The 23,713-nt window shown below is 72.3% G+C and carries 23 protein-coding genes; 18 read left to right on the top strand and 5 right to left on the bottom strand.

The genetic code is table 11. From position 1 onward, the window contains the following. Positions 1-188: 188 nt before the first annotated feature. The 10 genes from tal (at position 189) to AC1VWI_RS41240 (ending at position 9,990) form a co-directional block, all read left to right on the top strand. Positions 189-1,337 carry a transaldolase gene (gene tal, locus AC1VWI_RS41195; protein ID WP_499516175.1) on the top strand — a complete coding sequence of 383 codons (1,149 nt, stop codon included), beginning with the start codon at positions 189-191 and terminating at the stop codon, positions 1,335-1,337. After that, on the top strand, positions 1,334-2,887 hold the full coding sequence (gene zwf, locus AC1VWI_RS41200) for a glucose-6-phosphate dehydrogenase (protein WP_499516176.1): 1,554 nt from the start codon (positions 1,334-1,336) through the stop codon (positions 2,885-2,887). Before tal ends, zwf begins: the two co-directional genes overlap by 4 nt. Next, complete coding sequence (gene opcA, locus AC1VWI_RS41205; RefSeq protein WP_499516177.1) at positions 2,884-3,918, top strand: glucose-6-phosphate dehydrogenase assembly protein OpcA; 1,035 nt, start codon at positions 2,884-2,886, stop codon at positions 3,916-3,918. Before zwf ends, opcA begins: the two co-directional genes overlap by 4 nt. Further along, positions 3,911-5,560: a glucose-6-phosphate isomerase gene (gene pgi / locus AC1VWI_RS41210; RefSeq protein ID WP_499516178.1), complete on the top strand. Its 1,650-nt coding sequence runs from the start codon at positions 3,911-3,913 to the stop codon at positions 5,558-5,560. The genes opcA and pgi overlap by 8 nt, the downstream gene beginning before the upstream one ends. Before the next feature lie 90 nt (positions 5,561-5,650). Continuing rightward, on the top strand, positions 5,651-6,538 hold the full coding sequence (gnd, locus tag AC1VWI_RS41215; protein WP_499516179.1) for a phosphogluconate dehydrogenase (NAD(+)-dependent, decarboxylating): 888 nt from the start codon (positions 5,651-5,653) through the stop codon (positions 6,536-6,538). Positions 6,539-6,629: 91 nt separating this feature from the next. Next, positions 6,630-7,307, top strand: coding sequence for a histidine phosphatase family protein (locus tag AC1VWI_RS41220; RefSeq protein WP_499516180.1), 678 nt, complete (start codon positions 6,630-6,632; stop codon positions 7,305-7,307). 97 nt (positions 7,308-7,404) lie between these two features. Next, entirely contained in the window at positions 7,405-8,232 is an 828-nt protein-coding gene (locus tag AC1VWI_RS41225) for an SDR family oxidoreductase (RefSeq protein WP_499516181.1), read from the top strand. Positions 8,233-8,354: 122 nt separating this feature from the next. Further along, positions 8,355-9,017, top strand: coding sequence for a nitrile hydratase subunit beta (gene nthB, locus AC1VWI_RS41230; protein ID WP_499516182.1), 663 nt, complete (start codon positions 8,355-8,357; stop codon positions 9,015-9,017). Next, positions 9,017-9,616 (top strand): nitrile hydratase subunit alpha, encoded by a 600-nt coding sequence (gene nthA / locus AC1VWI_RS41235; RefSeq protein WP_499516183.1) that lies wholly within the window; start codon positions 9,017-9,019, stop codon positions 9,614-9,616. The genes nthB and nthA overlap by 1 nt, the downstream gene beginning before the upstream one ends. After that, positions 9,613-9,990: a nitrile hydratase accessory protein gene (locus AC1VWI_RS41240; RefSeq protein ID WP_499516184.1), complete on the top strand. Its 378-nt coding sequence runs from the start codon at positions 9,613-9,615 to the stop codon at positions 9,988-9,990. The genes nthA and AC1VWI_RS41240 overlap by 4 nt, the downstream gene beginning before the upstream one ends. A 29-nt stretch (positions 9,991-10,019) precedes the next feature. Here AC1VWI_RS41240 and AC1VWI_RS41245 read toward each other — a convergent pair whose 3' ends face one another. Further along, the gene (locus AC1VWI_RS41245) at positions 10,020-12,275 is read right to left on the bottom strand and encodes a SpoIIE family protein phosphatase (protein WP_499516185.1); all 2,256 of its coding nucleotides are present in this window, start codon (positions 12,273-12,275) and stop codon (positions 10,020-10,022) included. A gap of 203 nt (positions 12,276-12,478) precedes the next feature. On the opposite strand from AC1VWI_RS41245, the gene AC1VWI_RS41250 reads away from it, so the two are divergent. Both AC1VWI_RS41250 and AC1VWI_RS41255 read left to right on the top strand, forming a co-directional pair. Then, on the top strand, positions 12,479-13,384 hold the full coding sequence (locus AC1VWI_RS41250; protein ID WP_499516186.1) for an NmrA family NAD(P)-binding protein: 906 nt from the start codon (positions 12,479-12,481) through the stop codon (positions 13,382-13,384). A gap of 502 nt (positions 13,385-13,886) precedes the next feature. Further along, positions 13,887-15,845, top strand: coding sequence for a multicopper oxidase family protein (locus AC1VWI_RS41255; protein WP_499516187.1), 1,959 nt, complete (start codon positions 13,887-13,889; stop codon positions 15,843-15,845). A gap of 78 nt (positions 15,846-15,923) precedes the next feature. On the opposite strand, the gene AC1VWI_RS41260 is transcribed toward AC1VWI_RS41255, so the two are convergent. Further along, on the bottom strand, positions 15,924-17,279 hold the full coding sequence (locus AC1VWI_RS41260) for a mycothione reductase (protein ID WP_499516188.1): 1,356 nt from the start codon (positions 17,277-17,279) through the stop codon (positions 15,924-15,926). Positions 17,280-17,442: 163 nt separating this feature from the next. Then, a complete protein-coding gene (locus AC1VWI_RS41265) occupies positions 17,443-18,045 on the bottom strand; it encodes a CGNR zinc finger domain-containing protein (protein ID WP_499516189.1) in 603 nt (200 codons plus the stop codon). A 342-nt stretch (positions 18,046-18,387) separates the two neighbouring features. On the opposite strand from AC1VWI_RS41265, the gene AC1VWI_RS41270 reads away from it, so the two are divergent. The 5 genes from AC1VWI_RS41270 to tatC all read left to right on the top strand — a co-directional run bounded on the left by AC1VWI_RS41270 (position 18,388) and on the right by tatC (position 21,609). Then, positions 18,388-18,861 carry a VOC family protein gene (locus tag AC1VWI_RS41270; RefSeq protein WP_499516190.1) on the top strand — a complete coding sequence of 158 codons (474 nt, stop codon included), beginning with the start codon at positions 18,388-18,390 and terminating at the stop codon, positions 18,859-18,861. Between the two features lie 103 nt (positions 18,862-18,964). Continuing rightward, positions 18,965-20,077: an alpha/beta fold hydrolase gene (locus AC1VWI_RS41275; protein ID WP_499517037.1), complete on the top strand. Its 1,113-nt coding sequence runs from the start codon at positions 18,965-18,967 to the stop codon at positions 20,075-20,077. Between the two features lie 50 nt (positions 20,078-20,127). After that, positions 20,128-20,367 (top strand): twin-arginine translocase TatA/TatE family subunit, encoded by a 240-nt coding sequence (locus tag AC1VWI_RS41280; protein ID WP_499516191.1) that lies wholly within the window; start codon positions 20,128-20,130, stop codon positions 20,365-20,367. A gap of 72 nt (positions 20,368-20,439) precedes the next feature. Beyond that, positions 20,440-20,721 carry a Sec-independent protein translocase subunit TatA gene (tatA, locus tag AC1VWI_RS41285; RefSeq protein WP_499516192.1) on the top strand — a complete coding sequence of 94 codons (282 nt, stop codon included), beginning with the start codon at positions 20,440-20,442 and terminating at the stop codon, positions 20,719-20,721. Positions 20,722-20,742: 21 nt separating this feature from the next. Beyond that, positions 20,743-21,609: a twin-arginine translocase subunit TatC gene (tatC, locus tag AC1VWI_RS41290; RefSeq protein WP_499516193.1), complete on the top strand. Its 867-nt coding sequence runs from the start codon at positions 20,743-20,745 to the stop codon at positions 21,607-21,609. A gap of 20 nt (positions 21,610-21,629) precedes the next feature. On the opposite strand, the gene AC1VWI_RS41295 is transcribed toward tatC, so the two are convergent. Next, entirely contained in the window at positions 21,630-22,079 is a 450-nt protein-coding gene (locus tag AC1VWI_RS41295) for a MarR family winged helix-turn-helix transcriptional regulator (RefSeq protein WP_499516194.1), read from the bottom strand. A 199-nt stretch (positions 22,080-22,278) separates the two neighbouring features. Here AC1VWI_RS41295 and AC1VWI_RS41300 point away from each other — a divergent pair, with 199 nt between their 5' ends. Continuing rightward, positions 22,279-22,755 (top strand): MarR family winged helix-turn-helix transcriptional regulator, encoded by a 477-nt coding sequence (locus AC1VWI_RS41300; protein WP_499516195.1) that lies wholly within the window; start codon positions 22,279-22,281, stop codon positions 22,753-22,755. Between the two features lie 82 nt (positions 22,756-22,837). Here AC1VWI_RS41300 and AC1VWI_RS41305 read toward each other — a convergent pair whose 3' ends face one another. Further along, entirely contained in the window at positions 22,838-23,545 is a 708-nt protein-coding gene (locus AC1VWI_RS41305) for a hypothetical protein (RefSeq protein WP_499516196.1), read from the bottom strand. Positions 23,546-23,713 lie beyond the last annotated feature (168 nt).

The raw sequence follows: 23,713 nt of genomic DNA on the forward strand, positions 1-23,713 counted from the left end.
CAGCGGGCAAGGGCCGGCGGGCCCGCGCGGCACCCACGCGCGGCGTGATCTTCGTCTCTCGTCACATTCCCGGGGCCCGCGCTGTCATGCCCGCGGGGAGGGAAACCTCCGTCACCTGCGGAAACACGGCCCTCCACAGCCGGGAATCGTTTGGGGTCCGCCGCGGTTGACGCGAGCGCAGAAAGAAGATGATCACAGTGAACGAAGAACCAACCGCAACCGCGGAACCGTTGCAGCGACTGGCCGCCGAGGGAGTCTCGGTCTGGCTGGACGACCTGTCGCGCAGACGCATCGCCTCCGGCGGCCTCGCCCGACTCGTCGCATCGGGACGTGTGGTGGGCGTCACCACGAATCCGTCCATCTTCCGGGCCGCCATCGGCTCGGGGGAGGACTACCGGGAAGAGCTCGCCGACCTGGCCGCGCGCGGCGTCACCCCGGACGAAGCCGTCCGCATGATGACCGCCGCCGACGTGCGTGCCGCGGCCGACCTCCTGAGACCCGTGCACGAGGCGACCGGCGGCCGGGACGGCCGGGTGTCGATCGAGGTCGACCCGCGCCTGGCCCACCGCACGCGGGCGACCGTCGCCGAGGCCCGGCAGCTCGCCTGGCTGGTCGACCGCCCCAACGTGATGGTCAAGATCCCGGCGACCGAGGAGGGCCTGCCGGCCATCACGGAGGTCACCGCCCTCGGCATCAGCGTGAACGTCACGCTGATCTTCTCGCCGGAGCGCCACCGCGAGGTCATGGAGGCGTACCTGACCGGTCTGGAGAAGGCGCGTGCGGCCGGGATCGACCTGTCCACCGTGCACTCCGTCGCCTCCTTCTTCGTCTCCCGCGTCGACACGGAGGTCGACCGGCGGCTGACGGAGCTGGGCACGGAAGAGGCGTCGGCCCTGAAGGGCAGGGCGGCGCTCGCCAACGCCCGGCTGGCGTACCGCGCGCAGCGGGAGTTCTTCACCGGCGACCGCTGGGCCGCGCTCGCCGCGGCGGGCGCGCACGAGCAGCGGCCGCTGTGGGCCTCCACGGGCGTGAAGGACCCGGCCTACCGGGACACCCGCTACGTCGAGGAACTCGTCGCGCCCGGAACGGTCACCACCGTGCCGGAGGCGACGCTCGACGCCGTCGCCGACCACGGCCGCGTCGACGGCGACACCGTCACCGGCCGCCACGACCGGGCCCGCGCCGACCTGACGGCCCTGGAACGACTGGGGATCCCCCTCGACGAGGTCGTCCGGCAGTTGGAGGACGAGGGCGTGGCGAAGTTCGAGGCGGCCTGGGCCGAACTGCTGCAGGCCATCGGAACAGCACTGAACGGCAAGGGAGCCGACGCGCGATGAGCAAGGACCCGACCGCACCCGCCACCACCCCGTGGCCCAACCCCCTGCGCGATCCGTCCGACCGGCGGCTGCCGCGCATCGCCGGCCCGTCCGGTCTGGTGATCTTCGGCGTGACGGGCGACCTGTCCCGCAAGAAGCTGATGCCTGCGGTGTACGACCTCGCCAATCGCGGGCTGCTGCCGCCGGGCTTCTCGCTCGTCGGCTTCGCGCGCCGCGACTGGGCGGACCAGGACTTCGCCCAGGTCGTGCACGACTCGGTGCGCGAGCACGCCCGGACGCCGTTCCGCGAGGAGGTCTGGCAGCAGCTCGCCGAGGGCATGCGCTTCATCCCCGGAGACTTCGACGACGACGTCGCGTTCAAGCAGCTCGCCGTCACCGTGGACGAGCTGGACGCCACCCGGGGGACCAGCGGCAACTACGCGTTCTACCTGTCCGTACCGCCGAAGTTCTTCCCCAAGGTCGTGCGGCAGCTGAAGAAGCACGGACTCACCGACGCCCCCGAGGGCTCCTGGCGACGCGCGGTCATCGAGAAGCCCTTCGGCCACGACCTGGCCAGCGCGCGGGAACTCAACGCGCTCGTCCACGAGGTGTTCGCCCCGGAGCAGGTCTTCCGGATCGACCACTACCTGGGCAAGGAGACGGTCCAGAACATCCTGGCGCTGCGGTTCGCCAACACGATGTTCGAGCCGTTGTGGAACCGTTCCTACGTCGACCACGTGCAGATCACGATGGCCGAGGACATCGGCATCGGCGGCCGCGCGGGCTACTACGACGGCATCGGCGCCGCGCGCGACGTCATCCAGAACCACCTGCTCCAACTGCTCGCGCTGACCGCGATGGAGGAGCCCGCCTCCTTCGACGCCGAGTCGCTCCTCACCGAGAAGCTGAACGTGCTGCGCGCGGTACGGCTCCCCGGCGACCTGGGCGCGCACACCGTGCGCGGGCAGTACGCGCACGGCTGGCAGGGCGGCGAGGAGGTGGACGGCTACCTGGAGGAGGACGGCATCGACGCCGAGTCCAGGACCGACACCTACGCCGCGATCAAGCTGGAGATCGACAACCGCCGCTGGGCGGGCGTCCCCTTCTACCTCCGGGCCGGCAAGCGCCTGGGCCGCCGCGTCACCGAGATCGCGGTCGTCTTCCAGCGCGCCCCGCACTCCCCGTTCGGCCCGGAGGCGACGCAGGAACTCGGGCAGAACGCGATCGTCATCCGCGTCCAGCCCGACGAGGGCATCACGGTGCGCTTCGGGTCGAAGGTGCCCGGGACGTCGATGGAGATACGCGACGTGACGATGGACTTCGCCTACGGCGAGTCCTTCACCGAGTCCAGCCCCGAGGCGTACGAGCGGCTCATCCTCGACGTGCTGCTCGGTGACGCCAACCTCTTCCCCCGCCACCTGGAGGTGGAGGAGTCCTGGAAGATCCTCGACCCGATCGAGGAGCACTGGGACACGCACGGACGGCCCGCGCAGTACACCGCGGGCAGTTGGGGCCCCGCGGAGGCCGACGAGATGCTCGCACGAGACGGACGGAGCTGGCGCAGGCCATGAGGATCGACCTGACCGACACCACGGCAAGCCACATCAACAAGGCCCTGGTGCAGGGCCGCCGCGCCATCGGCACCCCCGCCGTCGGCATGGTCCTGACCATGGTCATCGTGACCGACGAGGAGAACGCCCACGACTCCCTGAAGGCGGCGGAGCAGGCCGCTCAGGAACACCCCTCGCGCACCCTCGTCGTCATCAAGCGGCCGTCGCGCACCAGCGGCCGGCGCACCCCCTCCCGCGTCGACGCCGAGGTCCGCGTCGGCTCCGACGCCGGATCCGGCGAGGCGGTGCTGCTGAGGCTGTTCGGGGAAGTGGCCGGGCACGCCGACTCCGTGGTCCTGCCGCTGCTGCTGCCCGACGCCCCCGTCGTCGTCTGGTGGCCTGCGGACGCACCCGACGTGCCGGCCGAGGACCCGCTCGGGGCCCTCGCCCAGCGCCGCATCACCGACGCCTACGCGGTCGACCGGCCGCTGGAGGCACTGGCGGCCCGGGCCGGTGCGTACGCGCCCGGCGACACCGACCTCGCGTGGACCCGGACGACGCCGTGGCGCTCCATGCTCGCCGCCGCGCTGGACCAGGCCCAGGCCCGGGTCACCTCCGCGGTCGTGGAGAGCGAGGCCGACAACCCCAGCGCCGAACTGCTGGCCCGCTGGTTCGCCGACCGGCTGCGCGTACCCGTCGAACGGGTCGTCACCGAAGGGCCCGTCGTGACCGCGGTCCGGCTGCGCACCCCGCACGGCGACGTCACCATCGACCGCCCCGAGGGCGCCGTGGCCCGGCTGTCGATCCCCGGACAGCCCACCCGCGCCCTGGCGCTGAAGGTGCGCACCACCGCGGAGCTCATCGCGGAGGAGCTCCGCCGTCTCGACCCGGACGAGGCCTACGCCGCCGCGCTGCGGGCCCAGGTCAAGGCGCCCCGCACGAAGGCCCTCCCGGCGAAGGCCCCCTCCGCCAGGGCCCGTTCCGGCAAGGCCGCCCCGGTGCCGCCCCAGCGCGCGCACCAGCACGAGAACCAGGAGAAGGACGATGCCTGACACACCCGAGCCGAGCCACCGCCCGCAGTGGGCCGCACTGGCGGAGCACCGCGCCGCCACGCGGCCGGGACCGCACCTGCGCGAGCTGTTCGCGGCGGACCCCGCACGCGCGCGGCGCTACACGGTGGAGGTCGGTGACCTGCGCATCGACTACTCCAAGAACCTGGTCACGGACGAGACCCTCGCCCTGCTGCGCGACCTGGCCGCCGCCACCGGCGTGTTCGAGCTGCGCGACGCCATGTTCCGCGGCGAGAAGATCAACGTCACCGAGGGCAGGGCCGTCCTGCACACCGCCCTGCGCGCGCCGCGGGACGCCGTCGTCGAGGTGGACGGCGAGAACGTCGTGCCGCGGGTCCACGCGGTGCTCGACAAGATGTCCGCCTTCGCCGACCGGGTGCGCTCCGGTGAGTGGACCGGTCACACCGGCAAGCGGATCAGGAACGTCGTCAACATCGGCATCGGCGGCTCCGACCTCGGCCCCGCCATGGCGTACGAGGCGCTGCGGCCGTTCACCGACCGCTCGCTGACGTTCCGTTTCGTCTCCAACGTCGACGGCGCGGACCTCCACGAGGCCCTGCAGGGCCTCGACCCGGCCGAGACCCTGTTCGTCGTCGCGTCCAAGACCTTCACCACCATCGAGACGATCACCAACGCCACCTCCGCGCGCAGCTGGCTGCTGGCCGAATTCGACGGGGAGGAGAAGGCCGTCGCCCGGCACTTCGTCGCCCTGTCGACCAACACCGGCAAGGTGGCGGAGTTCGGCATCGACCCGGAGAACATGTTCGAGTTCTGGGACTGGGTGGGCGGCCGTTACTCCTTCGACTCGGCGATCGGCCTCTCCCTGATGATCGCCATCGGCCCGGGGCGGTTCCGTGAGATGCTCGACGGCTTCCACACCGTCGACGAGCACTTCCGCACCGCGCCGGCCGAGGCCAACGCGCCGCTGATCCTCGGACTGCTCGGCGTCTGGTACGGAAACTTCTTCGACGCCCAGTCGCACGCCGTCCTGCCGTACTCGCACTACCTGTCCAAGTTCACCGCCTACCTGCAGCAACTGGACATGGAGTCCAACGGCAAGTCCGTGGACCGCGACGGGCACCCCGTGGAGTGGCAGACCGGCCCCGTCGTGTGGGGCACGCCCGGCACCAACGGGCAGCACGCGTACTACCAGCTGATCCACCAGGGCACGAAGCTGATACCGGCGGACCTCATCGGCTTCGCCCGCCCGGCCGGCGAGCTGAGCGCGGAACTCACCGCCCAGCACGACCTGCTGATGGCCAACCTGTTCGCGCAGGGTCAGGCGCTCGCCTTCGGCAAGACCGCCGACGAGGTCCGCGCCGAGGGCGTGCCCGAGGAACAGGTCCCGCACCGGACCTTCCGCGGCGACCACCCGACCACCACCGTCCTGGCGACCGAACTGACCCCCTCGGTCCTCGGCCAGCTCATCGCGCTCTACGAGCACAAGGTCTTCGTCCAGGGCGCCCTGTGGAACATCGACTCCTTCGACCAGTGGGGCGTCGAACTCGGAAAGGTCCTCGCCAAGCGCGTCGAACCCGCCCTGACCGGCGAAGCCGACGTGCCCGGACTCGACCCCTCCACCGCGGCCCTGGTGGCCGCGTACCGGTCCCTGCGGGGCAACTGACCCGGGGGGAACTCCCATGGCGGCGCCGCCCGGCCCCGGGTGCGCGCCGCCCGCCGACCACACCCGCGACACACACAAGGAGCACCTGACATGCAACTCGGACTCGTCGGCCTCGGCAAGATGGGCGGCAACATGCGCGAGCGGATCCGCCGCGCCGGCCACACCGTCGTCGGCTACGACCGGGACCCCGACCTGGCCGACGTCGGCAGCCTCACCGAACTGGTCGACAAGCTCGACGCACCCCGCGTGGTGTGGGTGATGGTGCCGGCTGGCGCCCCGACCCAGTCCGTGGTCGACGAGCTCGGCGGCCTCCTGGAGCCGGGCGACATCGTCGTCGACGGCGGCAACTCCCGCTGGACGGACGACGAGAAGCACGCCGGGGAGCTGGCCGCCAAGGGCATCGGCTTCGTGGACGCCGGTGTCTCCGGGGGCGTCTGGGGCCTGAAGAACGGCTACGCCCTCATGGTCGGCGGCCGGGCAGAGCACGTGGCGAAGGTGCAGCCGGTCTTCGACGCCCTCAAGCCCGCGGGCGACTTCGGCTTCGTCCACGCGGGCGCGGTCGGCGCCGGCCACTTCGCGAAGATGGTCCACAACGGCATCGAGTACGCCATGATGCAGGCCTACGCCGAGGGCTGGGAGCTGCTGGAGAAGGTCGACTCGGTCACCGACGTGCGCGAGGTGTTCCGCTCCTGGCAGGAGGGCACCGTCATCCGCTCCTGGCTGCTGGACCTGGCCGTGGGCGCCCTCGACGAGGACGAGCACCTCGACGGACTCAGGGGGTACGCGGAGGACTCCGGCGAGGGCCGCTGGACCGTCGAGGCGGCCATCGACAACGCCGTGCCGCTGCCCGCGATCACCGCGTCGCTCTTCGCGCGCTTCGCGTCCCGTCAGGACGACTCCCCGCAGATGAAGATGATCGCCGCGCTCCGCAACCAGTTCGGCGGCCACGCCGTCACCACCGCGGACGACAAGGCCTAGTCACCGCCGGAGCCCGCGCCCGCCGGCGCGGGCTCCGTACCGCCCCACCCGCACCACCCTGTTCCTTTGTGCCGAAAGTGGATGAACGACCATGGGCGACCTGCTCCTGCTCCGCCACGGCGAAACCGCGTGGACCCTGTCCCGACAGCACACCAGCCACACCGACCTGCCCCTGACACCGCACGGAGAGGGGGAGGCGGCCCGCGTCGCCCACCTGCTCCGCGGGCACGACATCGCCCTCGCCCTGAGCAGCCCCCTGCGCCGCGCCGTACGCACCGCCGAACTGGCCGGGGTGTCCGGTGCCGAGATCGACCCGGACCTGAGGGAATGGGACTACGGGGGCTACGAGGGCGTCACCACCGCCGAGATCCACCGCACCCGCCCGACCTGGAACCTGTGGGCCGACGGCGTGGCCCCCGGCCCCGCCGACCATCCGGGGGAGGCCCCCGAGGACGTCGGCCGCCGCGCCGACCGCGTGCTCGCGCGCGTCGAGCCGCTGCTGCGCGACCCCGCCGCGGGCGACGTGCTGCTCGTCGCGCACGGCCACATCCTGCGCGTCCTCACCGCCCGCCGCCTCGGCCTGCCGCCGTCGGCCGGATCGCTGTTCGCCCTGGACACCGGCACCGTCAGCCGGCTCGGCACCGAGCACGACCGCCCCGTCATCAAGGCCTGGAACACCACGGGCCCCCGGGCGACCGGCGCGCCCTCCCCGTCCGGCACGATCCCCCCGCAGCGGCGCCCCGAGCACGACTCGTCCCCGGGCCGGTGAGGGGGCGTCGCCCCGTCAGGAACTTCCTCCCCCGCCCTCGCCGTCTTCCGGGGCGGAGGAGCCCCGCCGGTGCTGCGCCTGCCCTACGGTGAAGCCCGTGAAGGTCCTCATCGTCGGCGGCAGCGGGTTCCTCGGCAGGGAACTCGTACGACAGGCCGCGGCCGCGGGTCTCGAGACGGCCGCGACGTACCGCTCCCGCCACCCCGGCGGGGTCCCCGGTGTCCCGTGGCACCACCTCGACCTCCGCGCCCCTGGGCACCTCGGCGAGGTACTGGCCGAGGTCGCCCCCGACACCGTCGTCAACGCCAGCAGCGGGTACAGCGACTGGGAGGTCACCGCCGACGGTTCGGTCCGCGTGGCCCTGGCCGCCGCGGAGCACGGCTGCCGCCTGGTCCACGTCTCCAGTGACGCCGTCTTCTCCGGGGGCCGGGTCCACTACGACGAGACCTGCCTGCCCGATCCCATCAGCCCGTACGGCGCGGCGAAGGCCGCCGCCGAGACCGCGGTGCGGCTCCTGGCGCCGGCCGCCGTGGTCGCGCGCACCTCGTTGATCATCGGCGACGGCGGATCCGCGCACGAGCGCCTGGTCCACGACCTGGCCGCGGGCGTGCGCGACGGCGTCCTGTTCACCGACGACGTCCGCTGCCCGGTGCACGTCGAGGACCTCGCCTCCGCTCTGTGGGAACTCGCGGTGTCCGACGCCTCGGGCGTGTTCCACCTCGCCGGGACGGACGCACTCAACCGCTACGAACTGGGCGGGCTCATCGCCCGCCGCGACGGACTCGACGCCACCGTGCTGCGCCCCGGACTCCGCATCGACGGCCCCGTCCCCGGCCCCCTCGACGTCCGCCTCGACAGCAGCGCCACCCAGCGGCGCATACGGACCCGTCTGCGCGGAGCCCGGGAGTTCCTCCGCCCCCGGTAGGACGCGGGCCCGACTGCCCATCGGATGGAACCGGGAGGCGCGCGGGCCGTGTCGCCGGGGCCATCGGCCGCCCAGGGTCCAAGCTGATGTGCCAGTGGTCCCGGCACACGGAAGGGCGCGCCATGGAGGGCATCGCGGACATGGGGGGCACGCGGGGATGGGGGCCCGTCCGGCCGCCGAGACCCGGCGAACCGGTCTTCGCCGAGCCCTGGCAGGGCCGGGCGTTCGCGCTGGCGATCCTCTCCATCCAGGTGTCCGGGTACAACGTGGACGCCTTCCGGCACGCCACGGAACGCCTGGACCGGGCCGCCTACCTGGACGACGGCTACTTCGGCCGCTGGCTGAACGCCGCGGAGCTGATGCTCACCGAGAGCGCCGTCCTGGCGCCCACCGCGGTCGAGACCCGCGCCCGCAACCTGCGCGGCGCGGGCGTCGAGGAGCCACCGGTCCCCGAACCGGCCCGTCCCGACTACGCCCCCACCGCACCGGGCTCGCTGCGTTCCGTGGACACCCCGCCGGCCTTCGCCGTCGGCGAGCGGGTCCGCGCGAAGGACATGTCCCCGCCCGGGCACACGCGGCTGCCGGGCTACCTGCGCGGACACCCCGGCGTCGTCGAGCTCGTGCAGCCCGCCGCGCTGTTGCCGGACACCCATGCGCACTTCCTGGGCGAGAACCCGCAGCACGTCTACTCGGTCCGGTTCGACTCCCGCGAACTGTGGGGCGCCGCCGCCGAGCCCTTCTCCGTCACCGCCGAGCTGTTCGAGAGCTACCTGGAGACCCCCTGATGACCTCCACCAGCGGACCGGGCGACCACCTCCCCCCGGCCCTGCGGACCGAGGCGCTCGAGCAACTGCTCACCGAGCGCGGCCTGATCGACCCGGCGGCGATGGACACGATCATCGCCACCTACGAGACCCAGGTGGGCCCGCTCAACGGCGCCAAGGTCGTCGCCAAGGCGTGGACCGACCCGCAGTACAAGCGCCGGCTGCTCCAGGACGGCACCGCGGCCATCGCGGAACTGGGCTTCGCCGGGCGGCAGGGTGAGCACATCGTCGTCGTGGAGAACACCCCGACGACCCACAACGTGGTGGTCTGCACCCTGTGCTCGTGCTATCCGTGGCCGGTGCTCGGCCTGCCGCCGAGCTGGTACAAGGACCCCGCCTACCGTGCGCGCGTGGTGAGGGAACCACGCACGGTGCTCTCCGAGATGGGACTCGACCTCGCCGACGACGTGCGGATCACCGTCCGCGACTCCACCAGCGAGGTGCGCTGGCTGGTGCTGCCCGAACGCCCCGCCGGCACCAGGCACCTGACGGAGGAGGAACTCGTGCCGCTGGTGACCCGGGACGCCATGGTCGGCGTGGCGAAGGTGACGGCGCCGTGACCGCGCCCCTGGACGTCGACGGTCCGGCCGCGCCGCCCCGCTCCAACGGCGAGCTGGTCTTCGCCGAGCCGTGGGAGAGCCGCGCCTTCGGCATGGCCGTCGGCCTCCATGAAGCGGGTGCCTTCGCCTGGCCCCGGTTCCAGGCCGCGCTGATCGCGCGCATCCGGGCCTGGGAGAAGGCGCCGCCGGCGGACGGTCCCTGGAACTACTACCGGCTCTGGCTGGCCGCGCTGGAGGACGTGCTCACCGAACAGGACGTGGTCCGTGCGGGCGAGGTCACCGCGCGCGCCCGGATCCTGGCCGGCCGGCCCGCGGGCCACGACCACGGCGACCACCACGACCACCACGACCACGACCACGCACATCGGCACTGACCGCGAGGCACCGGTCCAGGCCTGTTCCGTCAGCCGAGCGGGATGGGCAGGTCCAGGGAGACGGTCTTGCCGCGGCCGTTGGGCGAGGTGTTCCACTGCCCGGCCAGGGCCTCCACGATGAGCAGACCCCTGCCGTGCTCGGCCTCGGCGTTCTCCTCCTCGTCCAGGGCCAGTGGCGAGGGGACGGGTGGGTTGCTGTCGGAGTCCCGCACCTCCAGCCGGACGTGGTCGCCGAAGGCCCGCAGCCGGACGTCGACGTCGCTGCCCGCGTGGATGAGGGCGTTGGTCACGATCTCCGACGCGATCAGCTGGAGGGTGTCCGAGACCACCGGCAGCGACCACGCGTGCAGTTGCTCGTCGACGAATGCCCGGGCCGCCTTGACCCCGTGCAGATCGCGTCGCTGCACGTGCAGGCTCGCGGTCAGCGGCGCCCCCTTGCCCGCGGCGCCTTCGTATCGGGCCAGGAGCAGCACCGCGTCGTCCCGGCGCCACCGGGGGCCGGAGACCTCGGCGACCATGCGGTCGGCGACCTGTTCCAGGTCGGCCCCGGCCCCGGCCCCGGTCTCCCGGACCCCCGCACGGAGCAGGGTCCGCGCGCACGCGCCGTGGTCCCCGGTGAGGGAGTCGGTCAGGCCGTTGGAGTAGAGCATCAGCACGGACCCTGGGGACAGGGTGTGCTCACAACTGCGGTAAGGGTGCTGCGTGGTGACGCCCAGGGGAAGGTTCGGAGGTGCGTCGAGGACGTCCACGCCTCCGTCGGGCCGCCGTACGACCGGCGCCGGATGCCCGGCGAGAGCCACCTCTGCCGTACCGTCGGCGGTGTCCAGGGCGACCACGCAGCAGGTCACGAGCTGCTCCGTGCCGAGTTCGGCGAGCAGCCGGCCCGTCCGGTCGATCACCACGGCGGGGCGGTGGCCTTCGGTCGCGTACGAGGCCAGCGCGGTGCGCACCTGGCCCATGACGGCGGCGCTGTCCAGGTCGTGGCCTTCCACGTCACCGACGACGAGCACCATCCGGTCGTCCGACACCTTGATCACGTCGTACCAGTCGCCGCCCGCCTGACAGGTGGTCGTGGCGGGCCGGTAGCGCGCGGTGGTGGCCAGCCCCGGCAGCTCGGACAGGACGGGCGGCAGGAGCCTGCGCTGCAGGTGTTCCGCGATCTCGCGCTGCCGGCTGCCCAGTTCGACGCGTTCCACCGTCGCCCCCAGCATGCCGGCCATCATGCCGAGCACCGTCCGCTCCTCGGGCGGGAACGCGCGGGCCCCCTCGAACTCCAGGCAGCACACCCCGATGATGCGCGGGTTCATCAGGGACACCTCGGCGACGCTCCTGCTCCCGACGACGAGCGGCAGGTAGGCCTCGGCCCGCGGCCCGGCGTCGTGCCGGTCCGGGTCCGTGCCCGGTGGTGGGCCCTCGGACAGGAACAGCGCGTGCCCGCGTGCCGCCTCCACCGCGGGAGTGCTCGCGCCGAGTCTGGCGCCGTGGACGGTGCGGACCAGGGCGGAGGACGGTCCGCTGTGTCCCAGGACCCAGAGCCGGCCCGCACTCACCGAGGCCAGCACCACGGCTCCGGCGCCGAAGGGGGACATGATGCAGTCCCGGGCCGCCGCGACGACGTGGTCCACCGTCGTGGCCTGGTTGAGGCGCTCGGCGAAATGACGCAGGGGGTACATCAGGCTGGCGCCGGACGAGCCGGGGACGCCGTGCACCCCCCAGCCCGGGGTGTGGATGCTCGCGTGAAACACCGGTACGAGGGCGGGTGCGGGGCCGGTCGCGACGGCGACGCCGTGACGGACGAGTTCGGCGAGGGCGGTGGCCAGCGCGTCCGCGATCTCCCGCAGCACCGTGTGGTCGGCGGGGCCGTAGTCGCCGTGGCTCTCCAGGCGCAGCACGGTGAGCGCGCCGAAGCGGTGCCCGCCGGCGGTGGCCGGGGACGCCAGGGCCGCGTACGGATAGGGCAGTGCGAAGCGCTGGTCCGGGTCGGCCGGGTCGGGATCGGGCAGCACCGCCGTCGCGCCCGTGGTGACGGCGCGGGTCGACGCGCGGGGCATGTCCATGGTCATCCGGCAGGGGATCGTGAACATGGAGGGCGGGCTGCCGGCGATCATCGCCGCTCGCAGTTCGGCGCCGTCCGGGTCCAGCAGGTAGACCGCCGCGGCGACGGCGTCCATCCGGAACAGGGCCTCACGGAGGGCGCCGTGCAGGACCTCCTCGAGACCCGTGCCCTCGATCCGTGCGGGCGCGCCTTCGCGGCGGTGTTCTCCGACTGCGCTGTTGCTGGTCATCGAACGGCTCCCTCTTGGCGAGTATAGGTGCGCGGGTGACCGGTCGCTCAGGGGCGAAGACCGCGCTTGCCGCTCGCAAGATAGGAGCATATGCTCGTAATGGTGCGGGTGGGGGTGCGCGCCCTGCGGCACCTCGGACGCCACGGGAGTCCGTGGTCACACCCGTCACCCGTAACTCAGCCAACCCAGAAGGAGACCGACCGATGGTTGCCGGCAATCTTGTCCTCGTCACCGGGGTCGGCGGCGTGGGCCGTGCCGTCCTCGAACTCCTGCGTGAGCAGGACGTACCCGTGCGCGCGATGGTCCGCCACGACGACGAGCGGGCGGACGCGCTGCGCGCGCTCGGCGCGGAGGTCGTCACCGGCGATCTGACCCGGCCCGAGACCGTGGCGGCGGCACTGGAGGGTGCGCGGCGGATGTACTTCGCGATGCCCGTCTCGACCGATCACCTGCTCGCGGCGACCGTGGTGGCGAGCGTCGCCCGCGCGTACGGGCGGCTGGACGCGCTGGTGGGCATGTCGCAGATGACGGTGTCGCAGATGACCGCGACCAGCACGGGGGAGTCCCACCAGCAGCGGCTGCACTGGCTGGCGGAGCAGGTGCTGAACTGGTCGGGCCTGCCGGTGGTCCACGTCCGCCCGACGTCCTTCCTGGACAATCCGCTGTTCACCGCACTGGCGGCACGGTCGATCCGGGAGACCGGGACGATCGCGCTGCCGTTCGGCACCGGGCGTACGTCCCCGGTGGCCGTGGAGGACGTCGCCCGGGTCGTCGCCACGGTCCTGCGCGACCCGGTCCCGCACGTCGGCCGGGTCCTGGAACTGACCGGGCCGCGCACGCTCGACATGGCCGAGATGGCCGAGGAGTTCTCCCGGGCGCTGGGGCGTGAGGTGGCCTACGTCGACGTGCCGCCGGAGCGGTGGCGGGACGAGGTGCTCAGCCGGGCCGGTCTGCCGCCGCACGTCGAGGCGCACATCGCCACCATGGGCCGGCTGCACCGGGAGAACCGCTACGACCGGGCGTCCGACGACGTCGAGCGTGTGACGGGCGTGCCCGCCAGGACCGTCGAGCAGTTCGTCGCCGCCCGCCGGGACTTCTACCTGGGCTGAGCCCGGGGTGGGGCCGCTCCGGCATCCCGCGGGGATGCCGGAGCGGGGTGCGCCGTGCGTCCGCGGGCCCGTGGTGCCGCCGCCGGTTTGATGACGAATCAAGCTACTTGCACGTACAAGTAATCAACTGTTCTACTTGCTTGACCGAGCAAATAGTGCGCGGGGGGCTCAGCGCAGGCTGGGGGGAATGCCCGGGTACGAGTGCCGCACCGAGGTGGCGAACCCACCGGGAGGATGCGCGCTCCGGGAGCGCCGGACCGACAGGACCCTCGTCGGGACCGGCCGGCAGGCCGACGTGCCTGCCCTGACGCGGGATGCCGGTGGCCGACAGGCCCGACGGCATCCGTCCGTGCACGGATTTCCCCAGGCCGCAGGTCGACCGCTCGGCATCGCCGTCCTGAGGCGCGCGGAACGACGCTCCCCGGACCCAGGGGAGCGCATGTGCGTCCTTCGAAGCTCCGCCTCCCGCGCTCGTACCACCCAGAACAGGATGAACACTTACATGTCAACGACCAGCAGGCGGACCGTCCTCGGCATGGCCGGGGTCACCGCGGCGGCCGTCGCCGTCGCCGGCACCGGAGTCCTCGGCTCCGCCGGCGTCTTCGAGGGCACGGCGGAGGCGGCCGACACGCTGCACGGCGTGAACGAGCCCACGTTCACGACGTTGAAACCGTTCCGGGACGCGCTGCGCGTCCCGCCGACGCTGCGCCCCAAGAGCCATGGGATCACGGAGATCGACATGGTCCCGTCCTCGGTCCGGCTGCACTCGCAGATGCCGCCGACCCGGCTGTGGACCTACGCCGGCCACTTCCCCGGCCCGACCATCGAGGTCCGCAGCGGGGAGCGGGTCCGCATCGCCTGGAACAACAAGCTCAAGGGCAGGACGCCGGTCAAGGCGGTGTGGGTGAACCCCGAGGGGCCCGGCCCCGGCCTGCTCCCCTACAACCGGCCCGGTGCCGAGGGTGCCGCCGCGCGCCCCGAGGTCGAGCGGCTCACCGCCTGGACCACCGTCCATGTGCACGGTGGCCACCAGAACGCCCTGAGCGACGGCGCCGCGGAGTTCGGAGTCACCTCCGGCAACGGACAGTTGGGGGAGTACGCCAACGACCAGGCGGCGACCCACCTCTTCTACCACGACCACGCCATGTCGGTGACCTCGCTCAACGTCCAGGCCGGTCTGGTCGGGAACTACGTGGTGCGCGACGCGGAGGAGGACCGGCTGGGACTGCCCCGCGGCGAGTACGAGATCCCGCTGACCATCCAGGACGTCAACTTCGACACCGACGCCCAGGGCCGCCTCACCGGCCAGGTCCTCGCCAAGCGGATCCTGGGCGGCGGCGCGATGCCGATGCCGGGCACCATCCCGCCTGCCCTGGCGAGCCTGAACCCGTTCACCATGGTCAACGGCGTGGTGTGGCCGTACCTGGACGTGCAGGCCCGCGCCTACCGCTTCCGCCTGGTGAACGTCTCCACCACCCGCGTCTACCGCCTGGTCGTCGTCGACGCGGAGACCGGCAAGGTCGTGCGCGGCGCCATGAGACTCATCGGCACCGACATGGGGCTGCTCGGCAAGCCGCAGATCATCGACGAGGCGATCTCCCTCTCGCCCGCCGAGCGCGCCGACGTCGTCGTCGACTTCGCGGCCTTCCCCGGCAGGAAGCTCAAGCTCGTCAACACCATCCCCGGCCAGACCCCCGGGGCCGCGCTGCCCGACTTCATGATCCCCTTCCCCGACGTCATGCAGTTCCGCGTCGAGAAGAAGCGCCGCGCGCTGCACCCGCTTCCGACAACGTTGTCGAAGTCGTTCCGCAAGCTCACCCTCGCCGATGTACCCAAGGACGCGACCGAGCGCTTCGTCCTGCTCGGCTTCGACAGGACCGGCGCCATGCCCCAGATCTGGGAGATGGAGCAGGTCCCGGCCGACACGGCGCCGGGCACCGGCGTCGTGACGGTCGACATGCCGGGCGGCACCCGGACGCTGCGTCGCACGGGCAGCATGTTCGAGGACACCACCACCTTCTTCGGCGCCTCCGGCACCTGGGAGAAGTGGCACTTCATCAGCGCCGCCCCCGAGGGCGTGCCCATCTACCACCCGATGCACATCCACCTGATGAACTTCCAGGTCGTCGACCGGCGGGCCGTCGACTCCTCCGGTGTGGACTTCGCCACGGCGCAGACCAGGAAGCCCATCACGGTCGGCGCCCCGGTCCCGGTCGCCCCGGAGGAGTCCGGCTGGAAGGACACCATCACCGTCAACGCCAACACCCTCGTCACCGTGGCGGGACGTCTCGCCGACCAGACCGGCAAGGTCATGTACCACTGCCACCTCCTCGACCACGAGGACGAGGGCATGATGCGGCCCTTCGTCGTCATGCCGTCGCCGGTCCGCGACATCCACCGGATGCTGATGGACATGGGCCGGGGAATGGACGCGCACGACATGGAGCACATGAAGATGTAGCCCCCACCGCCGGGGCGTCAAGGCCCGGAGCGGTCCCGTCTCGGGCGGGACCGCTCCGGGCGGACCCGGACCCCGGGCCTACAGGTCCAGCAGGGCCTGCTCGACGGCCTCGGTCAGCGCGGGGTGGATGTACAGCACCTCCCGGCCGACCTGGTCGGCCGTCTGCCCCAGTGCCATGGCCTGGATCAGCGGCTGGATGAGCGTCGCGGCCTGGGGACCGATGATGTGCGCGCCCAGGATCGTCCGGTCGTGGGGGTCCGCCAGGACCTTCACGAAACTGGTGGTGTCCTCCAGGGCCCATCCGTAGGCGGTGTCCGCGTAGTCGCGGACGCTCACCAGGTACGCGACGCCGCGGCGGCGCGCCTCCTGCTCGGTCAGCCCGACGCTCGCGATCTGCGGGCTGGTGAAGACCGCGTGCGGAGCGAGCTTGTTGGACAGGGTGCGCAGGTCGTCCGGGTGGAGCAGGTTGTGCCGTACGACACGGGACTCGGCGTTGGCCATGTGCTTGAGCTGGAAGTGGTTCACCGCGTCGCCGAGGGCCCAGACCCCCGGTACGGACGTGCGGTAGGTGTCGTCGGTCACGATGTGCCCGTGCCCGTCGAGTTCCAGCCCGCCGGCGGCCGCGTCCAGCCGGTCGGTGTTGGGCCGGCGGCCGGTGCAGACCAGCAGCATCTCGGCCTGGACGACCTGCTCGCCCTCGGCGCAGGTCACACTCACCTCGACACCGTCGGGGCGGCGTTCCACGGCGGTGACGGTGGCGCCGAGGAGGACCTGGTGCCGACGGGAGACGAGCTCGGTGAAGCGCTCGGACACCTGCTCGTCCTCGGCCATCAGCAGGCGCGGCCCCCGCTGGATGATCGTGACGTCCGACCCGAACGCGCCGAAGACGTGGCCGAACTCGGCCGCGATGAACCCGCCGCCGATGACGGCCAGCGAAGCGGGTGCGTCCTCGATCCGCATGATGGTGTCGGAGGTGTGGAACGGCACGGTGTCCAGTCCGGGGACGTCGGGCACGTCGGGCCGTGAGCCGACCGCGACGACGATGGTGTCGGCGGTGATCCGCTCCCCGCCCACCTGCAGCACCTTGGGCCCGACGAAGCGCGCCTCCTCGGTGTACACGTCGATGCCGTGGTCCCGGCGGTAGTCCAGCGCGCTGTCGTGGAGCGGGTCGATCCGGTGGAACACCCGGTCGCGGACGGTTTTCCAGTCCACCGGTTCGACGGTGGCGCGGACCCCCAGCCGCGCGGCCGCCCGCGCGCCCTCGGCCGCGTCGGCGGCGACGACGAACATCTTGCTGGGGATGCAGCCCCGGTTCAGGCAGGTGCCGCCGAAGCGGCTCGGTTCGACGATGGCGCAGCGCAGGTGCGCGAACTCGTCCCCGATCAGCATGTTGCCGCTGCCCCCGCCGAGGACCACAAGATCGTAGTGCGGCATGTCCGCCCGCCTTCCGCCGGTCAGCAGATGTCCGGACGTCCTGGCTGCGGGGCAGGCCCCCGCGGGACGGCCCGCCCGATTTGTGCCTGTTCGGTCCTTCGAGGTTCATATCACGGGCACGGGGCGCCGGGGGTGCACCATCGGCGCGACACAGCCGGCGGGGTCAGCCCGCCGTTCCGGCGGCCTGCTCCTTCCTGCGCTGCCGGTAGGCCCGCATGGACGCGCGGGAACCGCACCTCGGGCCGCAGTAGCCGGCCGAGCTGTTGCGCGTCCGGTCGAAGAAGCAGAAGTGGCACGGCTCGTGGCGGCACGCCCGCAGCCTGTCCCACACGCCCGCGTGCGCGAGTTCGGTGACGCTCGCCAGTACGGTCCCGAACAGCCCGGGGATGCCGCTCTGCGTGCTCGCCAAACGGGCCCCCTCGGCGGTGACGACCGTGACCAGGGGGTAGCGGGCGGCGATGCCGCGAAGGTGCTCCTCCGCCCGGGCGAGCGCCCCGGGGGTGGTGTTCTTGTCGCCCGCGTGCGCCAGCAGCACGGTGATCAGGGCGTTGCGCAGTTCGCGTGCGGCGGCCGCGTCGGCCTCGGTGACGTGGGTGGCCTCCGTGCCCAGGTCGTGCTCCAGCAGCCATGCGTGCATGCTGCGGGCGTCCGTGAAGCGCTCCGGGAGCTGCCTCGGCCCCGAAGCGTGCGTGTTGAGGAACCGCAGGAGCGCGTCGACGGCTGCGGGCTGGGTCAGCGGACTGCGCTCGGTCGTGGGCGTCGGCATCGTGCGGGCCTCCCTTTCCGGGTCAGTCTAGTTCGCTCCCCGTTGTGGGTGAAACCGCGACGGTAGTCATTCTCTTCCTGTGTGGTGGAGTCCCAGTGAAGTGCGGTGAGGTGTGTCACGCTCGCCCCGATTCGTGTGGATGCGTGTTGCGGGTTGCGACCTAATGGCCTACGGTCATCACCACGAAGACAGGCTGAGCCGCTCCGGTAGTTGCGGCTCGAAGCCTTCGGCGACCCGGCCGGGGATCCGGCGTGCGGCGCCGGTGTGGCTCCGCCGTCCTCGTCCCCCGAAAACGGTGACCGCCGGCGTGCGGCGCACCGTCCTCTACGAAGGAAGGCCCCCATGTACACGAAGCTGGAACTTGTCGTGCTGCCCGTGTCCGATGTCGACCGGGCCAAGGCGTTCTACGAGGCGCTGGGATTCCGCCTGGATCTGGACAAGGCCGTCAGCGAGGACTGGCGCGCGGTGCACTTCACCCCGCCGGGCTCGGAGTGCTCGGTGATGTTCGGTCAGGGGCTCACCTCCGCCGCGCCGGGCTCGGCCCAGGGGCTGTACCTGGCCGTCCTCGACATCGAGGAGGCCCGTGCGGAGCTGGTCGCCCGGGGCGTCGAGGTGAGCGAGGTGTTCCACGACGCCGGCGGGATGCTGTTCCACGGCCATGAGGGCGGGGAGATCACCCACCGGCAGGAAGGTCAGGGGCGGCTCGCGGGCCTGCATCCCGACCGTGCCTCGTACGGCTCGTTCGCCACCTTCAGCGACCCGGACGGCAACGGCTGGGTGCTCCAGGAGATCAAGCAGCGGTTCCCCGGCCGCTGACCCACCCCGTCACCGCAGGGCGTACGGAGCCGTACGGACGCGACCCCTCCTGCACCCCAATACGTGCATATGCTCGTTCCTAGTGGAAGGAAACCCCGTGAACATGCCCCCCGTGGAGCCGTCCGAGCAGGACGGCCCCGGCCCGAGGCCGGTGTCGCACCGTGCCCCGCGCGGACTGTCACGACGCGCCTTCGTCGGCGGCGCGGCCGCCTCCGCCGTCACCGTCGCCGGCATCTCGCTGGCGGGCGGGTTGCCGTCGGCCTCCGCCACCCCGCCCCTGCGGACGCCGCACGGGTTCGGCTCGGTCTCCTCGGCGCCCCGGCTGCCGGCCGGGTTCACCAAGACCTTCAGCAGCCGCTTCGTGCGGGCCGGCGGGCTGCGCCAGCACGTGGTGACCGGAGGCGACGGGCCGCCGTTGCTCCTGGTGCACGGCTGGCCGCAGAATTGGTACGCGTGGCGCATGCTGATGCCGGAACTGGCCCGGCACCACACCGTCATCGCCGTCGACCAGCGCGGCATGGGACTCACCGACAAGCCCGTGAGCGGGTACGACACCCGCTCCCTGGCGGGCGACCTGGTCGCCCTGATGGACGCCCTGGGCCACGAGCGGTTCGCGGTCGTCGGCCACGACACCGGAATGATCATCAGCTACGCGCTGGCGGCCGACCACCCGGAGCGCGTCGCCCGCGTGGCCCTCGCCGAGGTCCCCGGACCCCCGCGGAAGTCCGCCTCACCGATCCTCTTCGTGGACGGGCGGGACAACGACAGGCTCTGGCACATCCCGTTCAACCGGGTCGACCACGAGCTGACCGAACGGCTGGTCAGGGGGCGCGAAGCGGACTTCTTCGGCTACGAGTTCGACATCCAGGGCGGGGAGAGGCTGCCCCGGTACGCGCGCGAGTACTACGTCCGCCTCTTCTGCGACCCCGCGACGCTGCGCGGCAGTTTCGGGTTCTACCGCGCGTGGGACGGCACCACCGGTCAGAACGAGGACCGCGCGCGGAAGAAGCTGACGATGCCGGTCCTGGCGATCGGCGGATCCGAGAGCTGGGGCGGTGCCGTCGCGGGCGCGATGGAGCCCCTGGCGGAGGACGTACGGGGCGTGGTCATCCGCGGCGCCGGTCACTGGGTCGCCGAGCAGGCACCCGAGGAGATGCTGGCGGAACTCGGCACGTTCCTCGCCCCGTACCGCCGCGCCGCCGGCGCCTCGCGGTAACCCCCGGCCGGGTCCGTCCCGGCGAACCCCACCCACAGACGGGAGGCACGGTGTTCTCCGACATCGGCCCGCTGGAGGTCCTGACGCTGCTCGTGGTGGCGGTCGTCCTCGTCGGACCCGACAGGCTCCCCGGGCTGGTCTCCGACACCGTGCGTGCCCTGCGCGGGCTCCGTGAGCTCGCGCAGGGCGCCCGGGCGGGCCTCCGGGACGAACTCCCACCCGAACTGCGGGACCTGGACCTCACGGACCTCGACCCGCGCGATCCGCCCGCCGGCGGCCACCGGCCGTGACGCGGCCGTCCGGCGGCGCCCGGATCCGCGTGCGGCACCTCCTCACCTCGGCACCTCAGAAGGGAAACACCCATGTTCGGAAGGCTCGGAGCACCCGAGATCCTCCTCATCCTCGTCGTCGTCCTCCTCCTCTTCGGGGCCAAACGGCTTCCCGACATGGCCCGTTCCTTCGGGCAGTCGCTCCGGATCCTCAGGAGCGAGACCAAGGCCATGCGGGAGGACGGCTCCGGTGAGCCCCCGGGTGCCGTGGGGACCGCGGCCCTCGAGCCCGGGGCCGCGACTCCTGAGCCCGGGGCCGCGACCCCGCACACGGCGCCCGAGGCCACCGCGGCGGGCGCACCCCACCGGCGCTGAAGCGCCCCGGACGGACCGGCCATGACCACCCGTACCCCGCGTGACCCCGATCGGATGCCCCTGCGGGAGCACCTGCGCGAACTGCGCAACCGCCTGCTCAAGGCCGTCGGGGCGATCCTGCTCGTCACCGTCGCCGCAGCCCTGTTCCACCGGCAGCTCATCGGGTTCCTCATCGATCCGCTGCCCGGCTGTGCCCCCGGCCGCCTGACCGGGGCCTCCGGGGCGGACGGTGCGGGTCACTGCGGCGTGATCTCCCTCAACGGTCTCCTCTCGCCGTTCTCCCTCGCGCTCAAGGTGTCGGTCACCGCGGGAGTGGTCGGCGCGAGCCCGGTGTGGCTCTACCAGCTGTGGGCCTTCGTCGCGCCGGGACTGCACCGCCGCGAGCGGAAGTACACCCTGGCCTTCCTCGGGGCGGGCATCCCCCTGTTCCTGACCGGTGCCGCGGTGGCGTACCGGACGCTGCCGACGACGGCCCGGGTGCTGATCTCCTTCACGCCCGACAACGCCACCAACATCCTGCCCGTCGACGACTTCCTCGACCTGGCCACCCGCATGGTGATCGTCTTCGGCCTCTCCTTCGAACTCCCCGTGCTCCTCGTGCTGCTGAACTTCGGCGGGGTGATCAGCGCCCGGCGGATGACCGGGTGGTGGCGCGGCATGCTCATGGGGGTCGCCGCCTTCGCGGCGATCGCCACCCCCAGCACCGACCCGATCAGCATGCTGCTGCTCGCCACGCCCATCAGCCTGCTGTACGGGGCGGCGTGCGCGGTCGCCTGGTGCAACGACCGCCGGCGACGGCGCACCGCACCCGGCCGCCCCGACCCGGCCCCGGGCGCCGTCGAGGCCCCCGCTCCCGCCCCCGACGACGTCGCCGCCGGCCGGTCATGACGTGTCGCGCCGGGAGCCGCTCACTCCGCCCACGGTTCGAAGCCGGTGTCCAGCACGGCGTCGAGGAACCCGCGCAGCAGGGCCGCGTCCGCGGACCCGAACCGTTCCTCGAACCGGGTCTGGACGTCGTTCCAGAGGGGGAGCGCCGCCTTCATCCTGGCGAGGCCGTCCGGTGTGAGCGTGACGATCCGCGCGCGGCGGTCGGTCGCCGACGTCTCGACGGTGACCAGGCCCTCCCGCGCGAGCGGCTTGAGGTTGGAGGCCATCGTCGTACGGTCCATCGCGATGATGTCGGCGAGGGCGGTGATCGTCATCTCTTCGTGGACGCTGAGCTGCTGCAGGATGCTGAACTGGGTCGCACGCAGGCCCACCGGGGCGAGGGCCTTGTCGTAGGTCGCGCCGAGGTACCGGGCCGCCTTGCGCAGCGCCAGGTTGTTGCACGAGTCGGCTTTCGACGCCGCAGCGGTCATGGTCTCCTCCCGAGCATCCTCCCCATGATACGAGCATCTGCTCCCACAGGGGAACGAGAACGACAGGCAGTGGCTGCTTGAGACCTACCGTGACCGACTAAACGGACGAAACGCGTCGTAATTTCCGGATGTGCGAGGATGCCGGGATCCCGCCGTTAGGAAGCGTTCACTTCCTTCGCCGCGCAAGTAAACTAGGGGCATGTCAGACGTCATGCCGCGGCAGGAAGCGGCCCCCGAGGCGATCGTGCCGCTCAGTCCCGACGAGGAAGCGGTCGTCCGGTCGCTGAGTCGTGTCATCTACGCCCTGCCCCGTGTCATGGACGCTGATCTGGTCCGCGAGCAGCGGCTCCCGCTCATCGAGTACCTGACCCTGATGAACCTCTCCGAGGCGCCCGGTCGGCAGATGCGCATGAGCGACCTCGCCGGGGCCTGCGAACTGTCGGTCAGCGGGATGACGCGCGTCGTCCACCGGCTGGAGAACGACGGGCTCGTGCAGCGCGTGAAGTGCGCCGAGGACGCCCGCGGCTGGAACGCGGTCCTCACCGACGCCGGCCTCGCCCGCCTCAAGGAGGCGTGGCGGACCAACCTGGTGTCCGTGCGCCGTCACTTCCTCGACCACCTCGAAGGCCTGGACCTCAAGGCGCTCGGCGCGGCCCTGAGGAACGTCGCCACCTGAAAGCCCCGTGCGGCCGAGGTGCCCACCCCGGCTCCGCGGCCACTCCGCCGTGGCAGAGGCGTGCCCCTGCCACGGCGCCCGGTCAGGCCTTCGCCGCGACCGGCTTCCCGGCCTCGGGCGCTGCCGCGCCCGCGCCGTCACCGGTGGTCCCGGCCGACGGCGTGACAGGGGTGTAGAAGACGCTCCCCTGACGACGGGACCGCTCGGCGAGCCCCTTCGCGACCAACGCCTCCAGGGCGTTGCGCACGACGGGGGCGCTCGGGGCGGAGCGATCCGGATGCCGCTTGGCCAGCGCGTCGACGAACTCACTGACCATGCGCGGCTCTTCATCGGCGGCGAGGACGTCCGCGACGAGGCCGCGCAGGGTCGGCTTCTCCTTGTCGCGGGACGGCGCCGCCTTCTTGCCGGCCTTCCGGGCCTTCGCCCCGCCGGCCGGCTTCCGTGTGCGGGGCCGCGGGACGGCCCGGGGAGCACCCTCCTCCGGCGCCCCGGCCACGTCGGCGGCCGGAACCACCTCGGCGGGAACCTCCTCGGCCGGCACTTCTTCGGCCGGCACTTCGTCCGCCGGCACGGCATCGGCAGGTTCGTCGCGCGGGGCGACGCGGGGTCCGCCGGTCGTCACGCTGCCCTGCAGCCGGGTCAGCCAGGCCCGCTCGTCCTCGAGCCGGGTCAGGCGGGCCTGGAGCCCGGCCACCTGCTCCCGGACCGCTTCCTGATCCTTGGCGTTGTTCTCCAGGTCCTCTGCGAGACGCGCCGCATACCGGTCCTGAATGGTTGTGTTGTGGGACACGACAGCCGCTTCCTGGTGTATGGGATGTTGCTGCCGGATCGTACCCATCCTCCGCGCTCACCGTGCGGAACCGCCCCGTACTCAGCGAGTTGGGGCGGTGTTCACCGTGGACGTCCCGGCCGCACGCCCCGCCGCCGCAAGTCCCGTGCGGGGCAGGCCCGTGGGCGG

Source organism: Streptomyces sp. TOM-9 (assembly GCF_056858595.1).

What these genes read in the sequence shown, in the direction of transcription:
- gnd (WP_499516179.1), top strand. Translation starts at nt 5,651, where the DNA reads ATGCAACTCGGACTCGTCGGCCTCGGCAAGATGGGCGGCAACATGCGC.
- nthA (WP_499516183.1), top strand. Translation starts at nt 9,017, where the DNA reads ATGACCTCCACCAGCGGACCGGGCGACCACCTCCCCCCGGCCCTGCGG.
- AC1VWI_RS41275 (WP_499517037.1), top strand. Translation starts at nt 18,965, where the DNA reads ATGCCCCCCGTGGAGCCGTCCGAGCAGGACGGCCCCGGCCCGAGGCCG.
- nthB (WP_499516182.1), top strand. Translation starts at nt 8,355, where the DNA reads ATGGAGGGCATCGCGGACATGGGGGGCACGCGGGGATGGGGGCCCGTC.
- AC1VWI_RS41255 (WP_499516187.1), top strand. Translation starts at nt 13,887, where the DNA reads ATGTCAACGACCAGCAGGCGGACCGTCCTCGGCATGGCCGGGGTCACC.
- tal (WP_499516175.1), top strand. Translation starts at nt 189, where the DNA reads ATGATCACAGTGAACGAAGAACCAACCGCAACCGCGGAACCGTTGCAG.
- AC1VWI_RS41300 (WP_499516195.1), top strand. Translation starts at nt 22,279, where the DNA reads ATGTCAGACGTCATGCCGCGGCAGGAAGCGGCCCCCGAGGCGATCGTG.
- AC1VWI_RS41250 (WP_499516186.1), top strand. Translation starts at nt 12,479, where the DNA reads ATGGTTGCCGGCAATCTTGTCCTCGTCACCGGGGTCGGCGGCGTGGGC.
- AC1VWI_RS41245 (WP_499516185.1), bottom strand. Translation starts at nt 12,275, where the DNA reads ATGACCAGCAACAGCGCAGTCGGAGAACACCGCCGCGAAGGCGCGCCC.
- tatA (WP_499516192.1), top strand. Translation starts at nt 20,440, where the DNA reads ATGTTCGGAAGGCTCGGAGCACCCGAGATCCTCCTCATCCTCGTCGTC.
- AC1VWI_RS41220 (WP_499516180.1), top strand. Translation starts at nt 6,630, where the DNA reads ATGGGCGACCTGCTCCTGCTCCGCCACGGCGAAACCGCGTGGACCCTG.
- zwf (WP_499516176.1), top strand. Translation starts at nt 1,334, where the DNA reads ATGAGCAAGGACCCGACCGCACCCGCCACCACCCCGTGGCCCAACCCC.
- AC1VWI_RS41265 (WP_499516189.1), bottom strand. Translation starts at nt 18,045, where the DNA reads ATGCCGACGCCCACGACCGAGCGCAGTCCGCTGACCCAGCCCGCAGCC.
- opcA (WP_499516177.1), top strand. Translation starts at nt 2,884, where the DNA reads ATGAGGATCGACCTGACCGACACCACGGCAAGCCACATCAACAAGGCC.
- pgi (WP_499516178.1), top strand. Translation starts at nt 3,911, where the DNA reads ATGCCTGACACACCCGAGCCGAGCCACCGCCCGCAGTGGGCCGCACTG.
- AC1VWI_RS41295 (WP_499516194.1), bottom strand. Translation starts at nt 22,079, where the DNA reads ATGACCGCTGCGGCGTCGAAAGCCGACTCGTGCAACAACCTGGCGCTG.
- AC1VWI_RS41260 (WP_499516188.1), bottom strand. Translation starts at nt 17,279, where the DNA reads ATGCCGCACTACGATCTTGTGGTCCTCGGCGGGGGCAGCGGCAACATG.
- tatC (WP_499516193.1), top strand. Translation starts at nt 20,743, where the DNA reads ATGACCACCCGTACCCCGCGTGACCCCGATCGGATGCCCCTGCGGGAG.
- AC1VWI_RS41270 (WP_499516190.1), top strand. Translation starts at nt 18,388, where the DNA reads ATGTACACGAAGCTGGAACTTGTCGTGCTGCCCGTGTCCGATGTCGAC.